Genomic DNA, 15596 nt, shown 5'->3' on the forward strand with positions numbered 1-15596 from the left:
GTGACCTCCTTACGGCATCAGGCGGTTGGGCAGCCAGGTGGACAGCGGCGGGAAATAGCTGACCATCAGCAGCATGATCAGGTTGGTGACAATATAGGGCGTGATCGCCCGGATCACCGGCGACAGCGGCAGGCGCGCGATGTTGGCGGCCACGAAGAGGCACACCCCCACCGGCGGCGTGGTCAGCCCGATCATCAGGTTCATCACCGCGAAGACCGCGAAGTGCAGCGGGTCGATGCCCACGGCCAGGGCCAGCGTCTGCAGCGGCACGAACAGGATGATCAGCGCCGCGATGGTTTCCATGAACATGCCGACGAACAGCAGAAGCAGGTTGATCAGCAGGATCACCACGAACTTGTTGTCGGTGATGGACAGCACCCCGTCGGCCAGCATCTGCGGGATGCGTTCCGACACCAGGATCCAGCCGAAGACGTTGGCTGTGCCCACCAGCACCAGGATGCCGGCCGAGCTGATGGCGCTGTTGGTGATGATGCGCGGGATCGCGCGCCAGGGCAGTTCGCGATAGATGAACAGGCCCACCAGCATCGCATAGAGACAGGCCACGATGGCGGTTTCGGTGGGCGTGGTGATGCCGGTCAGCAGGCCGCCCACGATCAGCGCGGTCATGGCGATGGCCCAGATCGCCCCGGTGAACGAGGTGAACAGTTCGCGCAGCCCCTGCCAGGGTTCGCGGGGAAAGCCGTGCTTGCGGGCCAGGATGACGGTCGTGATCATCATCGCCACGCCCATGGCGATGCCCGGAATGGCCCCGCCCAGGAACAGCTTGCCCACCGACATGCCCGACAGCGAGCCCACGATGATCATCGGCACGCTTGGCGGGATCATCGGGCCCACCGTCGACGACGCCGCGGTGACCGCGGCCGAGAACGCGCCGGGATAGCCCGCGCGCTTCATCCCGGGGATCATCATGCCGCCGACCGAGGCGACGTCGGCCACCGCGGTGCCCGAGATGCCGCCGAACAGCATGGAGGCCGCGATGTTGGCCTGGGCCAGCCCGCCGCGCATCCACCCGACCAGCGCATTGGCAAAGCGGATGATGCGTTCGGTGATGCCGCCCGAATTCATCAGGTTGCCCGCCAGGATGAAGCCCGGGATGCACAGCAGCACGAAGCTGTCCATGCCCGCATACATCTTTTGCGGGATCACCACCAAGGGGATGTCCGCGAACAGCAGATAGGCCATCGACGACAGGCCAAGCGTCACCGCCACCGGCAGGCCGATGGCCAGCCCCAGCACGAACACGCCCAGAAGCAGGGTCAGTCCCATCACAGGTCCTCCGATATGGGGATGGCGCGTCCGTCATGGCGGCCGGTCAGCATCTCGAAGATGCGCATCAGCGCCCACAGGCCAAGGGTGACGAACAGGATCAGCATGGTGACATGCAGGAAATCCATCCGCCATCCCAGGGAGGGTGCGGTCTGGCGAAGGCCCACGCGGGTGTATTGCCACGCCGCCGCCAGAAGGCCGCCGGCGAACAGCGCGGTCAGCACCGCGCTGACCAGCCGCAGACGCCACGGCCAGCGGCCCGGCAGGCTTTCGCACAGAAGGTCGACGTTCACCATGTCGCCGCTGCGCAGCGCCAGACCGGCGCCCAGGGCACCGATGTAGATCAGGCAGAACCGGGTCAGCTCCTCGGTCCAGACGGGGGCGGTGGACAGGAAGGTGCGCGCAAAGACCTGCAGCAGGACCGATGCCGACAAGAGCAGGAACGCCACGAGGATCAGAAGGCGGCACAGCCCCTCCAACCCCTTGAATGCCTGTGTCATGGGATGTCTCCGGGGGACGGGCGGGGCAGGGTGCGCCCCGCCGCCCTGCCATCAGTTGTTGAAGATCTGTTCGGCCAGCGGGCGGATGTCCGCGTCCACGGCACCGATCACCGCGTCGCGGGCGGCATCGGCGAAGGCCTGCTGGTCGACCTCGACGAAGGTCACGCCCGCGGCCTCCAGCTCGGCGATCAGCTCCTTCTCGTCGGTCAGGAACAGCTCGCGCTCGAAGGCCTGGGTGCTGTCGGCGGCGGCCTGCACGGCGGCCTGGTCGTCCTCGGACAGCTTGTTCCAGGCGTTCTCCGAGATGGTCAGATAGATCCAGGACCGGACATGCTCGGTCAGGTTCACGGTCTTCTGCACCTCGTAGAAGCCGCCGGACTGGAACAGCGCCAACGGGTTCTCCTGCCCCTCGATCGTGCCGTTCTGCAGCGAGGTGAAGACCTCGGAGAAGGCCATCGGCGTCGGGTTCGCGCCAAGCGCCTGCCAGGCGGTCACGAACAGCGGCACGTTGGGCACCCGCAGCTTGAAGCCGTTCAGCTCGTCCGGGGTGGTGATGGGGCGGTTGGCCGACAGGTTGCGCGGGCCGCGCGCGAAATAGGTCAGGGGGCGGATGTCGGCATTGGCGATGATCTCGGCCTCGATCTGGTCGCCGATCTCGCCCGAGGCGACATCGTCCATGTGCTCCAGCGAGCGGTAGGCATAGGGCAGTGCCAGCAGCGCGGCCTTGGGCGCCCAGTTCTGCAGGCTTTCGCCGGTGATGGTCATGTCGGCCGTGCCCAGCTGCATGCCGTTGATGACGTCGATCTCCTTGCCCAGGGATTCGTTCGGAAAGACCTGGACCTCGACCCGGCCCTCGGTCCCGGCGGCGACCTCCTCGGCGAAATGCAGGGCGGCCTTGTGCCAGATGTTCTCCTCGTTGGCCAGGTGGCCCAGCTTCAGCGTGACGTCGGCGGCCATCGCGGTGCTGGTGGTCAGTGCGGCGGCCAGGGTGATGGCGATCATGCGGGTCGGTGTCATGGTGTCCTCCTCCAAGGATTGTCCGGCGGCGCCGGGATCAGGTGAAATAGTCGGGGCAGTCGGCCCGGATGACGGGCAGGTCGTCCAGGATGCCGCGCAGATGGGTGCGGATCGCCCCTTCGGCGCGCGGCGCATCGCCCGCCCGGATGCCCGCGACCAGCGCGCGATGCTGGTCGATCAGGCGGTCGACGGGGAAATGCCGGCTGGACAGGAACCGGACGCGGTCCATCTGGGCCTTCATCTCGACCACGACGCGCCAGGCGCTGGCCTTGCCCGCGCCTTCGGCCAAGGTGCGGTGGAACAGCTCGTCCGCGTCCATGAAATCGCGGGCCGATCCGCCGATCAGGTCCATCTGGCGGGTCAGCTGGGTGTCCAGGTCCGCGATCAGCGCGGGGTCCGGGTCGACGGCCAGCAGCTTGACGATGTCGGCCTCGATCGCCTCGCGCACGAAGCGCGCGTCCATCACCGCCGCCAGCGAGATGCGCGTCACGAAGGTCCCTCGCTGTGCGCGCACGTCCAGCAGGCCCTGACCCGCCAGCGCGATGAACGCCTCTCGCACGGGCTGGCGGCTGACGCCGTATTGCTGGGCGGTCTCGACCTCGGACAGGCGGGTGTCGGGGGGCAGGCTGTTGTCCATGATCGCCGCGCGCAACCGGTCGGCCAGCTGCGACGCCGCGTTCACGCGGGTCTGGGGCAGCGGCTCGGGGCGGGTGCGGAACGGCGTGGCCATGGTGATCTCCTCGGTCGCGAGCACTACACTATACTACCATACCAGTAAAGTGGCTTTTCGGGATGCCGGGTGCGGGTGCAGGCGCTATGCTGGACCGGCACCAAGGGCGGAGGGCGCGATGACGGTCACGAATCAGGCGGAGCTGGAGGGGTTGCAGGCCATCGGCCGGATCGTGGCCACGACCCTGCAGGCGATGGCCCGCGCGATGGAGCCGGGCATGACCACGCGCGAGCTGGACGGGATCGGCCGCGCCCTGCTGGAACGCGCGGGCGCGGTGCCTGCGCCCGAGGACAGCTATGGCTTTCCCGGCGCGACCTGCATCAGCGTCAACGAGGAGATCGCGCATGGCGTCCCCGGCGACCGGGTGATCGCCGCGGGCGATCTGGTCAACATCGACGTGTCGGCCTCCAAGGACGGGTTCTTTGCCGATACCGGGGCCAGCTTTGCCGTGGGCGCCGTGGCGCCCGCCATCGAGCGGCTGTGCCGCGACGGCCGGCGCGCGATGGAGGTCGGCATCGCGCAGGTGGGCGCCGACAGGCCGCTGGACGGGATCGGTAACGCCATCGGCCGCTTTGCCGCGGCGCGCGGCTATACGCTGATCCGCAACCTGGCCAGCCACGGCGTGGGCCGCGCGCTGCACGAGGCGCCCGAGGTCATCGCGACCTGGCCCACCAAGGGCGACCGCCGCCGCATCGACCGCGGCCTTGTGCTGACGGTCGAGCCGTTCCTGTCGCGCGGCGGTATGCGCGCCGCCGAGGGGCGCAACGAATGGACCCTGTTCAGCCAGCCCCGCGCGCCCGTCGTTCAATACGAACACACCGTCGTCGCGACCGAGCGCGGCGCGNTCATCGTCACCCTGCCGCACTGAGCGTCCCGGACCGCTGCCCACGGATCGGGCAGTTCGCGCCGGCAGGCCCTGGCGGGGGCGGGCGGGGCTTGCCATCGCCCCGCGCGCGGTCGTCAGTGGCGGGATGGAGCGGCTGTCAATCATCGTGGNCGAACGCGACCGGGACCGGGCGATCAGGATCGTCGACGGGCTGCGCGCGTCCGGCGACCACCAGATCACCGTCATCGCCGAGGAGACGGGCCTGGCGCGGCGCATCGCGCAGGCGCAGCCCGACATCGTGCTGATCGACGTGGCCGACCCGTCGCGCGACGTGCTGGAGGAACTGGCCCTGGCCTCGGGGCCGCTGGACCGGCCGGTGGCGATGTTCGTGGACCGGTCGGACGAACAGCTGACCCGCACCGCAATCGAGGCGGGCGTGTCCGCCTATGTCGTGGACGGGTTGCAGCGCGACCGGATCAAGCCGATCCTGGACGCGGCAATCGCGCGGTTCCACCTGTTCCACAAGATGCGCGCCGAACTGGCCGCCACCAAGGCCGCGCTGGAGGAGCGCAAGATCATCGACCGCGCCAAGGCCATCCTGATGAAGGCGCGCGGCATCGACGAGGAGGCGGCCTATGCCCTGCTGCGCAAGACCGCGATGGACCAGAAGCGCCGCGTGGCCGACATCGCCCAGCAGCTGGTGATGGCGGCGGGGCTGCTGACATGACCGACCGCCTGCGCCTTGGCTATGTGCCGCTGACCGATGCCGCGCCGCTGATCATCGCCCGCGAGCTGGGTTTCGCCGCCGAGGAGGCGCTGGACCTGGACCTGGTCCGCGCCGGCAGCTGGGCGCAATGCCGCGACATGCTGGGCACCGGGGCGGTGGTCGCCGCGCATATGCTGGTGCCGCTGCCCATCGCGCAGGGGCTGGGGCTGGGTCCGGCGTTCCCCGACCTGGACCTGCTGATGGTCCTGTCGCAGGGCGGGCAGGCCATCGCCGTGTCGCGGGCCATCGCCGCGCGGCTGCGCGATCAGGGCCACGGGTTGGATTTCCGCGATCCGCGCGCGGCGCGCGATGCCTTGGCGCGCGCGCATCCGGGGCCGCTGCGGGTGGGGGTGCCGTTCCCGTTCTCGACCCAGGCCGAACTGGTGCGGCACTGGCTGGACGGGACCGGGCTGGCCGCGCGGCTGTCCATCCATACCGTGCCGCCGCCCCTGATGGCCGATGCGCTGGCCGCCGAGGAGGTCGACGCCTATTGCGTCGGAGAGCCCTGGGCGTCGCGCGCGGTGGAACGCGGCGTCGGCGCGCTGCTGCTGCCGGGGTCTGCCATCTGGGCTGCGCCGCCGGAAAAGGGGCTGGTGATGACCCGCGCCTTTGCCGAAGGCCATCCCGACCCCACGGGCCGGCTGATGCGGGCGCTGTGGCGGGCGGGCCGCTGGCTGGACCAGCCCGGCAACCGCGGCACCGCGGCCGAGATCCTGTCGCGCCTCGACTGGCTGAACCTGCCGCCCGAACTGTGCGAACGCGGGTTGCTGGGCCGCCTGCATGTCACGCCCGAGGGCGATCTGCGCGATTGTCCGGGCTTCATCCGCTTTCACGCGCAAGGCGCGACGTTCCCGTGGCGCAGCATCGCCGCGATGCTGGGCGCGCGCCTGGCCGCGCGGCACGGGCTGGATCCCGAATGGGCGATGGCGCGGGCGGCCGCCTGTTTCCGCACCGACCTCTATCGCCGCCACCTGCGCGAGGCGGGGGCCGACCTGCCCGCGGCATCCGCCAAGGTCGAGGGCGCGATGGTCGCCCCGACCCCGGTGGCCACCGAACAGGGCCGGATGATTCTGGGCGCCGATGCGTTCTTCGACGGCCACCGGTTCGACGCGGCGTTCGCGCGGCGCTGAATTCGCGGGCAGGCTGGCGCAATTCGCGGCGATGGGCGGGGCAGGGGGAGCGGACCCGCCCCGCAGGCTTGACCGAGGCCCCGGCGCCGCGAATGATCGGGGAAAGGCGGATGCAACGGCGCACCGCGTTTGACCCCCGGCCGCAAGGATGCGGTTCCCCATCTTTAGGCAATGACGCCATCTGATCGTGCCCTGTCCGCAGGGCCGCGGCAGGTGGCCTTTCGTGTTCGTGCGCCCTGCTGCGCGCCAGTCCAAGGACCAGCCCCCATGACCCAGATCACGTCCCTGATCACGCCCCCCTCGCGCCGCCGTTTCCTGCAGGCCACCGGCGCGATGGCCACGATGGCCGCCGCCCGCCTGGCCCTGCCCGCCGGGGCATGGGCCGCCACCCCCGGCACGCCCGAGGTCACCGGCTGCACCCTGGGTTACATCGCCCTGACGGACAGCGCGCCGCTGATCATCGCGTCCGAAAAGGGGCTTTACGCGAAATACGGCATGCCCGACGTGCGGGTCGAAAAGCAGGCCAGCTGGGGGGCCACGCGCGACAACATGGCGTTGGGGGCGGCATCGGGCGGCATCGACGGCGGCCACATCCTGCGCCCCAAGGTGCATCTGTACTCCACCGGCAGCGTGATGCAGAACGGCCAGCCCCTGGCGATGTACACGCTGCTGAACCTGAACGAAGACGGGCAGGGCCTGTCGGTGCGCCAGGACTATGCCGACAGCGGCGTGGGCATCGACAGCAGCCCGCTGAAGGAGATCTTCGCCGCCCGCCGCGCCGCGGGCGAGGACATCCCCGTCGCGATGACCTTCCCCGGCGGCACGCATGATCTGTGGATGCGCTACTGGCTGGCGGCGGGCGGGATCGACCCGACCCGGGACGTCGACCTGATCGTGGTGCCTCCCCCGCAGATGGTCGCCAACATGAAGGTCGGCAACATGGAGGCCTTCTGCGTCGGAGAGCCGTGGAACGAGCAGCTGGTGAACCAGGGCATCGGCTTTACCGCCGCCACGACCGGGGAACTGTGGGCGCGCCATCCCGAGAAGATCCTGGGGATGCGGGCCGATTGGGTGGACGCCAACCCCAATGCCACCGTCGCGCTGATGATGGCGGTGATGGAGGCCCAGATGTGGTGCGACCTGCCCGAGAACAAGCAGGAGATGGCCGAGATCATCGGCCGCCGCCAATGGTACAACGTCCCCGTGGCCGACATCGTCGGCCGCATCCAGGGCCAGATCAATTATGGCAACGGCCGCGACGAACTGCGCCCCGATCTGGCGATGAAGTTCTGGGGTCAGAACGGAGAGACGTCGTACCCGTGGAAATCGCTGGATGCGTGGTTCATCACCGAAAACAAGCGGTGGGGATACCTGCCGGGCGATCTGGACACTAAGGCGCTGGTTGACGGCACCAACCGCAGCGACCTGTGGCTGGCCGCCGCCGCGGGCCTGGGCCTGACGCCCGATTTCGGCGACAGCCGCGGGGTCGAGACGTTCTTCGACGGCAAGACCTTCGATCCGGCGGACCCCGACGCCTATCTGGACGCCCAGTCCATCAAGGCGATGGTGTGATCCGATGAACGTCACAGCCCTCAAGCGAAAGCTGGACCTGACCCCGAAGCCCGCAGCCCCCGTCGTGGCGCTGCCCCCCCGCAGCACCCCCCGCCGGGCCGCCTGGCGCAAGCGCGGCCAGGCGCTGGCCGCCGGCGTCCTGCCCCCCCTGGCCGTGCTGGTCGTCCTGCTGACGATCTGGCAGGTCGGCGCATCGGGCGAGGGCAGCGGCCTGCCCACGCCGGTCCAGGTCTGGATCGACAGCGGCTTTCTGATCATGGAGCCGTTCTACGTCTATGGCACTCAGGACATCGGCCTGGGCTGGCGCGTGCTGACCTCGCTGGAGCGGGTGGCCTATGGCTTTGGCCTGGCCGCGGTGGTGGGCGTGCTGACCGGCGCGGTCATCGGACAGTCGGCGCTGATGATGCGCGGCTTCGATCCGATCTTTCAGATCCTGCGNACGGTGCCGCCCCTGGCCTGGCTGCCCATCAGCTTGGCCGCCTTCATGGACAGCGGGCCGTCGGCGATCTTCGTGATCTTCATCACCGCGATCTGGCCGGTGATCATCAACACCGCCGCGGGCGTGCGCGCCATCCCGCAGGATTACCGCAACGTCGCCGCCGTGCTGCGCCTGAACCAGATCGAGTTCTTCTGGAAGATCATGGTCCCCGCCGCCGCCCCCTACATCTTTTCGGGACTGCGCATCGGGGTGGGCCTGTCCTGGCTGGCCATCGTCGCGGCCGAGATGCTGACCGGCGGCGTGGGCATCGGCTTCTTCATCTGGGACGCGTGGAATTCGTCCCGCCTCAGTGACATCATCGTGGCCCTGGCCTATATCGGCGGCACGGGCTTCATCCTGGATCGTCTGGTCGGCTGGATCGGACGCGTCGTCTCTCGCGGCACGGCCGCGTAAGGGGAATGACCATGAAATACCTGTCCATCGAACACCTGTCCAAATCCTTTGTGAACGGGTCCAGGACGGCGCATGTGCTGTCCGACATCACCCTGACGATCGACAAGGGCGAATTCGTCAGCATCATCGGCCATTCCGGCTGCGGCAAGTCGACCCTGCTGAACCTGGTCGCCGGCTTGACCGACGTGACCCGCGGCGCGATCACCCTGGACGGGCGCGAGGTCAACGCGCCGGGCCCCGACCGGGCCGTGGTCTTCCAGAACCACAGCCTGCTGCCCTGGCTGACGGTCTATGACAACATCAAGCTGGCCGTGACCAAGGTCTTCGGCCGCACGAAGACCCGCGCGGAACGCCACGACTGGATCATGCAGAACCTGGACCTGGTCCAGATGAGCCACGCCGCCGACAAGCGCCCGGCCGAGATCTCGGGCGGGATGCGCCAGCGGGTCGGCATCGCCCGCGCCCTGGCGATGGAGCCCAAGGTCCTGCTGCTGGACGAACCCTTCGGCGCGCTGGACGCGCTGACCCGCGCGCATCTGCAGGACGCGGTCATGGAGATCCACGCACGGCTTGGCAACACCATGATCATGATCACCCATGACGTGGACGAGGCCGTGCTGCTGGCAGACCGGATCGTGATGATGACCAACGGCCCCGCCGCCACCATCGGAGAGGTCGTCACCGTCGACCTGCCCCGCCCGCGCGACCGCATCCGGCTGGCCAGCCAGCCCGATTACGTGCGTGCCCGAGAATCGGTCCTGCGGTTCCTGTACGAACGCCACCGCTTTGTCGAAGCCGCGGAGTAGGCATCATGGCACGAAAATTGGTCGTCATCGGCGCGGGCATGGCCTCGGGCCGGATGCTGGAGCATCTGTTCGACATGGCCCCCGGCCAGTGGGACGTCACCTTGTTCAATGCCGAACCGCGCGGCAACTACAACAGGCTGATGCTGTCGCCGGTGCTGTCGGGCGACAAGACCTATGACCAGATCGTCACCCATGATGATGCCTGGTATGCCGCCCAAGGCGTCACCTGCCGTTTCGGAGAGGCCGTGACCGCCATCGACCGCGAAGCGCAGATCGTGCATGGCGCCCGTGGCCCGGTCGACTACGACGCGCTGGTCATCGCCACCGGATCGGCGCCCTTCATCATCCCGCTGCCGGGGCACAGGCTGCCCGGCGTGGTCGCCTATCGCGACCTAGAGGACACCAACGCGATGATCGCCGCCAGCCGCCCCGGTGCCAGGGCAGTCGTGATCGGCGGCGGTCTGCTGGGGCTGGAGGCCGCCGTCGGCATGGCCGCGCGCGGCGCGGAGGTCACCGTGATCCACCTGATGGGCCACCTGATGGAACGCCAGCTGGACCCTGCCGCAGCCTATCTGCTGCAACGCGACCTGGAGGGGCGCGGCATCCGTGTCCATTGCAAGGGCGCGACCAAGGCGATCCTGGGGACCGATCGCGTCGAGGCCGTGCTGCTGGAGGACGGGACCGTCTATCCCGCCGATCTGGTCTGCATGGCCGTGGGCATCCGCCCCGAGACGCGGCTGGCCAACGATGCAGGTCTGGAGGTCGCGCGCGGCATCACCGTCGACGACCACATGCGGACCAGCGATCCGGCGATCTTTGCGCTTGGCGAATGCGTCGAACATGACGGGCAGCTGTTCGGCCTGGTCGCGCCGCTTTACGATCAGGCCCGCGTTCTGGCCGCGACGCTGGCGGGGCAGGATGCCGCATTCCAGCCCGTCCAGACCGCGACCAAGCTGAAGGTCACAGGCTGCGACCTGTTCAGCGCCGGCGATTTCGCGGATGCGCCGGGACGCGAGGACATCGTGTTCCGCGACCCCGGCCGCGGCATCTACAAGCGCCTGATCCTGGAGGGTGACCGCCTGATCGGCGCCGTCATGTATGGCGACACGGCCGACGGGGCATGGTTCTTTGACAAGATCCGCAGCGGGGCCGACATCACGGCGGATCGCGACACGCTGATCTTTGGTCCCGCATTCGCCGGGGGGGCCCACGCGGACCCTCTGGCAGCCGTTGCAGCCTTGCCGCCTGAGGCGGAGATCTGCGGCTGCAACGGCGTCTGCAAGGGACAGATCACCAGGGCGATCGCGGGCGGCGCGCACAGCCTGGACGCGGTGCGTGGCCTGACCAAGGCCAGCGCCTCCTGCGGGACATGCACGGGGCTGGTCGAACAGGTCATGGCGCTGACCCTGGGCGACGGATTCGCGGCCAACGCCAACCCGCCGATGTGCAAATGCACCAACCACACGCATGAGGACGTGCGCCGCCTGATCAAGACGATGGGGCTGAAATCCATCCCCGCGGTCATGCAGGACCTGGGCTGGCGCACGGTCGGCGGCTGTGCGTCCTGCCGCCCGGCGCTGAACTATTACCTGATCGCGGATTGGCCCATGGAATACCGCGATGACCGGCAGAGCCGTTTCGTCAACGAACGCAACCACGCCAACATCCAGAAGGATGGCACCTATTCGGTCGTCCCGCGCATGTGGGGCGGGGTGACAACCAGCGCGGAACTGCGCGCCATCGCGGATGCCGCCGACCGATACGCGGTGCCGATGATCAAGGTCACCGGTGGCCAGCGCATCGACCTGCTGGGCGTCCGGAAGGAGGATCTGCCCGCGATCTGGGCCGATTTCAACGATGCCGGGATGGTGTCGGGCCATGCCTATGCCAAGGGTCTGCGCACGGTGAAGACCTGCGTGGGCGAACAGTTCTGCCGCTTTGGCACGCAGGATTCGACGGGTCTGGGCATCCGGCTGGAGAAGCTGCTGTGGGGGTCGTGGACGCCCGCCAAGGTCAAGCTGGGCGTGTCGGGCTGTCCCAGGAACTGCGCCGAGGCGACCTGCAAGGACATCGGCATCATCTGCGTCGACAGCGGGTTCCAGATCAGCGTGGCGGGAGCCGCCGGCATGGACGTGCGCGAAACGGTGCCCCTGCTGACGGTCGCGACCGCCGACGAGGTCTGCGATGTCACCGCCGCGTTCGTGCAGCTGTACCGTGAGAACGCCCGCTATCTGCACCGCATCTACAAATGGGTGGACAAGGTGGGGCTGGACTGGTGCCGCGATCAGGTGGCGGATGCCGGGACGCGCGCCGCGCTGGTGGCGCGGTTCGCGGAAAGCCAGGCAGTCTATCAGACCGACCCCTGGGCCGATCACGCCGCCCGTCCCGCCGAATGGGCCCCCGTGGCCGACCTGACCCTGAAGGCCGCCGAATGAGGACTGTCGCATGAGCATGATCGACATCGCCGCACTGGACGACATCCCACCGCAGGGCGCCCGTGTGGTCCGCACCCCGCACGGCTGCGTCGCGGTGTTCCGCACCGCCGACGACCGGGTCTTTGCGCTGGACGACCGCTGCCCGCACAAGGGCGGCCCCCTGTCCGAGGGTATCGTGCATGGCACCCAGGTCACCTGCCCGCTGCACAACTGGGTGTTCGACATGGCCACCGGACGGGCGCAGGGCGCCGATCGCGGCCAGGTCGCCACCCATCCCGTCCGGGTCGAGGGCGGGCGGATCTGGCTGGACGCCCGCGCCCTGAGGCGGGTTGCATGACGATCCGCACGACCTGTCCCTATTGCGGGGTCGGCTGCGGGGTGCTGGCCACCCCGGACGGGCAGGGTGGGCTGACGGTCCGGGGCGACCCGGACCACCCTGCGAACCGCGGCCGTCTTTGCGTCAAGGGTGCCGCCTTGGGCGAGACCGTCGCCACCCAGGGCCGCCTGCTGACCCCGCGCATCGACGGGGCCGAGGCGCCCTGGGACCGCGCGCTGGACCTGGTTGCCGACCGCTTTGCCGCGGCGGTGCGCGATCACGGGCCAGATTCGGTGGCCATGTATGTCTCGGGCCAGTTGCTGACCGAGGATTACTATGTCGCCAACAAGCTGATGAAGGGTTTCATCGGCAGCGCGAATATCGACACCAACAGCCGGCTCTGCATGGCGTCCAGCGTCGCGGGACACCGCCGGGCCTTTGGCAGCGACACCGTGCCGGGCCTTTACGAGGATCTGGAGCTGGCCGATCTGGTCGTGCTGACCGGGTCGAACCTGGCCTGGTGCCACCCGGTCCTGCACCAGCGGCTGATGGCCGCCAAGGCCGCGCGACCCGACATGCGCATCGTCGTCATCGATCCGCGCCGCACCGCGACCTGCGAGGGGGCCGACCTGCATCTGGCGATCGCGCCGGGGGCGGACGCGCATCTGTTCAACCTGCTTCTGTGCCACCTGTTCGACACGGGCCGGATCGACGCAGGGTTCATGCCCCATGTCGCGGGGCTGGACGTGGCGCTGAGCGCGGCGCGCCGCGCCGACCCGGCCGCCACCGGCCTGGAGCCGTGCGACCTGTCCGCGTTCCTGGAGATGTGGGCGGCGACCGACCGGGTCGTCACCGTCTATTCCCAAGGCATCAACCAGTCCGACACCGGCACCGACAAGGTCAATGCGATCCTGAACTGCCACCTGGCGACGGGCCGCATCGGGCATCCGGGCATGGGCCCGTTCAGTGTCACCGGCCAGCCCAACGCCATGGGGGGGCGCGAGGTCGGCGGGCTGTCGAACATGCTTGCCTGTCATCTGGAGCTGGAGAACCCCGACCACCGCGATGCCGTCCGGGCATTCTGGAACGCACCACGGATGGCTGAACGCCCGGGCCTGAAGGCCGTCGACCTGTTCCACGCGGTCGAGGAGGGGCGCATCAAGGCGCTGTGGATCATCCACACCAACCCTGCCGTCACCATGCCCGACGCGGACCGCGTGGCCCGCGCCATCGCCGCCTGCGATTTCACCGTCGTCAGCGAGGCCTGGCCCGACACCGATACCGCGCGGCTGGCCCATGTGCTGCTTTCGGCGACGGCATGGGGCGAAAAGGACGGCACGGTCACCAATTCCGAACGCCTGATCAGCCGCCAGCGCGCCGCCCTGCCGGCGCCGGGGCAGGCGCGGCCCGATTGGTGGGCGGTGGCGCAGGTGGCGCGCCGCATGGGGTTCCGCGGCTTCGGCTGGACCGAGCCTGCGCAGATCTTTGCGGAACATGCCGCGCTGTCGGGCGTGGCAGGCGCCTTGGGCGGCGATTTCGACATCTCTGACCTTGCGGGCGCGGATTACGAGGCGTTGGCGCCCGTCCACTGGCCCCAGGGGCCCGCGCAGCGTGCGGGGCGGTTCTTTGGCACGGGGCGGTTCCACACGCCGGACGGGCGGGCGCGGATGGTGCCGGTCATGGCCCGGCTGCCCGATCACCCCGTGGGGCGGATGCTGCTGAACACCGGGCGCACGCGAAACCAGTGGCACACGATGACCCGGACCGGCCTGTCGCCCCGCTTGGCACGGCACCTGGCGGAACCCTATCTGCAGCTGCATCCGGACGATGCGGGCCGCCTTGGGCTGGCCGTTGCCGATCTGGCGCAGGTGGACAGCCCGCAGGGCCGCGCCATCCTGCGCGTGATGATCAGCGACGCCGTGCGCCCCGGTCACCCCTTCGCCCCGATCCACTGGAGCGGGCAGAGCGCATCGGCCGGGCGCATCGACGCGCTGGTCGCGGGGCAGGTCGATCCCGTCTCGGGCCAGCCGGCCAGCAAGGCGGCGGCGGTGACGGTGGGGCGGTTCGCGGCCGCGTGGCACGCGTTCCTGGTCAGTGACGCGCCGGTCGCGCCGGACTGCGCCTATTGGGCGCAAAGCCGTCTGCCCGGCGGCTGGCAGGTCGAGATGGCGGGCACCCGCGCCCCCGATGACTGGCAGGACTGGGCGCAGCGGCTGCTGGGCCTGGGCGCGCCCGCCCAGCAGATGGGCGATCCGGCGCGCGGTCTGCACCGGATGGCCTTTCACCGCGACGGCCGGCTGGCGGCGGCGCTGTTCGTCGGACCCCGGCCCGTGGCGCTGTCGCGGTCGCACCTGGCCGCGATGCTGGGCGGGGCCCCGGCGGGCGCGCTGGCCGGGCGGCCCCGGTCGGACATGCCCGATCCGGGCGCGATCGTCTGTGCCTGCCTTGGCGTGGGGGTGAACACGATCCGTCAGGCGATCGGCCAGGGATGCGACGGCGTCGCGGCCCTGGGCCAGGCCACCGGTGCGGGCACCAATTGCGGATCGTGCCGCCCGGAACTGGCGGCCCTGCTGGCCGGCGCGGCGCGGCTGCAGGCGGCGGAATAGCCGCCTATGCCGCCCCGTCGCGTCGGAGGCGCGCGTTGAAACGGGCGATCTCGCGCGGTTCGGGGGCGGCGCCGGTATAGATCTGGACATAGGACGGGATGCGCGACAGGCGGGTCTCGATGTCCTCGGACGACTGCATCGAGATGTAGCCGATCTGGACCAGATAGATGGTGCGCGCGCGGACATCGGCCGACATCGGGTCATGGCCCCAATGCGCCATCATCCGCGTCAGCGCGGCGATGCGCGCGGCATCGGCGACCGTGACGCGGTCGGCCACCGCCTGGTCCTGCAACGCCCAGCTGCGCACCGCGAATTCCAGCCGCGAATCAAAGACGCCCGGTGTCAGGAAACAGCACAGGACGTTCAGCATCGCCTCGGCCTGGGTCTCGGCATACTGGCGCGTTGCCGCGATCAGGGGCACCGTGGTCCGGGCGTGCCAGCCATCCAACAGGGCGGCCAGCAGCGCCTCACGGTCGTGAAAGAACCAGTAGAAGCTGGTGCGCGACAGGTTCAGCTGGCGCGCCAGCGGCATGATCTTGACCGCGTCCACGCCGCCTTCGATCAGCGCGCGATAGCCCGCCTCCAGCCAGCCGTCCCGCGATCCCCGCCAGCCCGCGCCGGCCATTTCCTGTGCATCCATGCGGGAACCCTAGGCGGTGGCCGCAACCCCTGCAAGACGTCACTCCGCCCAAAGTATGCAGTGCTGTCTTTTT

Annotated in this window: 14 protein-coding genes; 9 read left to right on the forward strand and 5 right to left on the reverse strand. The window is 69.4% G+C overall.

Annotated elements, in window-relative coordinates; genetic code table 11:
- Nucleotides 1-9: 9 nt before the first annotated feature.
- The 4 genes from GBO37_RS14135 to GBO37_RS14150 are packed head-to-tail and all read right to left on the reverse strand — an operon-like array spanning nt 10 to nt 3534.
- Entirely contained in the window at nt 10-1287 is a 1278-nt protein-coding gene (locus GBO37_RS14135) for a TRAP transporter large permease (protein WP_045981853.1), read from the reverse strand.
- Entirely contained in the window at nt 1287-1787 is a 501-nt protein-coding gene (locus GBO37_RS14140) for a TRAP transporter small permease (RefSeq protein WP_127899834.1), read from the reverse strand. Before GBO37_RS14140 ends, GBO37_RS14135 begins: the two co-directional genes overlap by 1 nt.
- A gap of 51 nt (nt 1788-1838) precedes the next feature.
- On the reverse strand, nt 1839-2804 hold the full coding sequence (locus GBO37_RS14145; RefSeq protein WP_252929676.1) for a TRAP transporter substrate-binding protein: 966 nt from the start codon (nt 2802-2804) through the stop codon (nt 1839-1841).
- Between the two features lie 37 nt (nt 2805-2841).
- Entirely contained in the window at nt 2842-3534 is a 693-nt protein-coding gene (locus GBO37_RS14150) for a GntR family transcriptional regulator (RefSeq protein WP_252929678.1), read from the reverse strand.
- Nucleotides 3535-3652: 118 nt separating this feature from the next.
- On the opposite strand from GBO37_RS14150, the gene map reads away from it, so the two are divergent.
- The 9 genes from map to GBO37_RS14195 all read left to right on the forward strand — a co-directional run bounded on the left by map (nt 3653) and on the right by GBO37_RS14195 (nt 14883).
- Nucleotides 3653-4402, forward strand: coding sequence for a type I methionyl aminopeptidase (gene map / locus GBO37_RS14155; RefSeq protein ID WP_252929679.1), 750 nt, complete (start codon nt 3653-3655; stop codon nt 4400-4402).
- Nucleotides 4403-4505: 103 nt separating this feature from the next.
- Nucleotides 4506-5087 (forward strand): ANTAR domain-containing response regulator, encoded by a 582-nt coding sequence (locus GBO37_RS14160; protein WP_252929682.1) that lies wholly within the window; start codon nt 4506-4508, stop codon nt 5085-5087.
- Nucleotides 5084-6256, forward strand: coding sequence for an ABC transporter substrate-binding protein (locus GBO37_RS14165; RefSeq protein WP_252929684.1), 1173 nt, complete (start codon nt 5084-5086; stop codon nt 6254-6256). Before GBO37_RS14160 ends, GBO37_RS14165 begins: the two co-directional genes overlap by 4 nt.
- A gap of 267 nt (nt 6257-6523) precedes the next feature.
- Nucleotides 6524-7828, forward strand: a complete 1305-nt coding sequence (locus GBO37_RS14170) for a CmpA/NrtA family ABC transporter substrate-binding protein (protein WP_252929685.1) — start codon at nt 6524-6526, stop codon at nt 7826-7828.
- Nucleotides 7829-7832: 4 nt separating this feature from the next.
- A complete protein-coding gene (ntrB, locus tag GBO37_RS14175) occupies nt 7833-8720 on the forward strand; it encodes a nitrate ABC transporter permease (RefSeq protein ID WP_139597980.1) in 888 nt (295 codons plus the stop codon).
- 11 nt (nt 8721-8731) lie between these two features.
- Nucleotides 8732-9526 (forward strand): ABC transporter ATP-binding protein, encoded by a 795-nt coding sequence (locus GBO37_RS14180; protein WP_218062271.1) that lies wholly within the window; start codon nt 8732-8734, stop codon nt 9524-9526.
- Between the two features lie 5 nt (nt 9527-9531).
- Nucleotides 9532-11961, forward strand: a complete 2430-nt coding sequence (gene nirB, locus GBO37_RS14185; RefSeq protein ID WP_252929687.1) for a nitrite reductase large subunit NirB — start codon at nt 9532-9534, stop codon at nt 11959-11961.
- 10 nt (nt 11962-11971) lie between these two features.
- Nucleotides 11972-12298: a nitrite reductase small subunit NirD gene (gene nirD, locus GBO37_RS14190; RefSeq protein WP_252929689.1), complete on the forward strand. Its 327-nt coding sequence runs from the start codon at nt 11972-11974 to the stop codon at nt 12296-12298.
- Nucleotides 12295-14883 carry a nitrate reductase gene (locus GBO37_RS14195; RefSeq protein WP_252929690.1) on the forward strand — a complete coding sequence of 863 codons (2589 nt, stop codon included), beginning with the start codon at nt 12295-12297 and terminating at the stop codon, nt 14881-14883. Before nirD ends, GBO37_RS14195 begins: the two co-directional genes overlap by 4 nt.
- Nucleotides 14884-14887: 4 nt before the next feature.
- Here the strand turns inward: GBO37_RS14195 and GBO37_RS14200 are convergent, their stop codons facing one another.
- Nucleotides 14888-15523, reverse strand: coding sequence for a TetR/AcrR family transcriptional regulator (locus GBO37_RS14200; RefSeq protein WP_252929691.1), 636 nt, complete (start codon nt 15521-15523; stop codon nt 14888-14890).
- Nucleotides 15524-15596 lie beyond the last annotated feature (73 nt).

Origin of the sequence: Paracoccus sp. 08 (assembly GCF_024105395.1) — a bacterium.
Lineage (GTDB): Bacteria > Pseudomonadota > Alphaproteobacteria > Rhodobacterales > Rhodobacteraceae > Paracoccus > Paracoccus marcusii.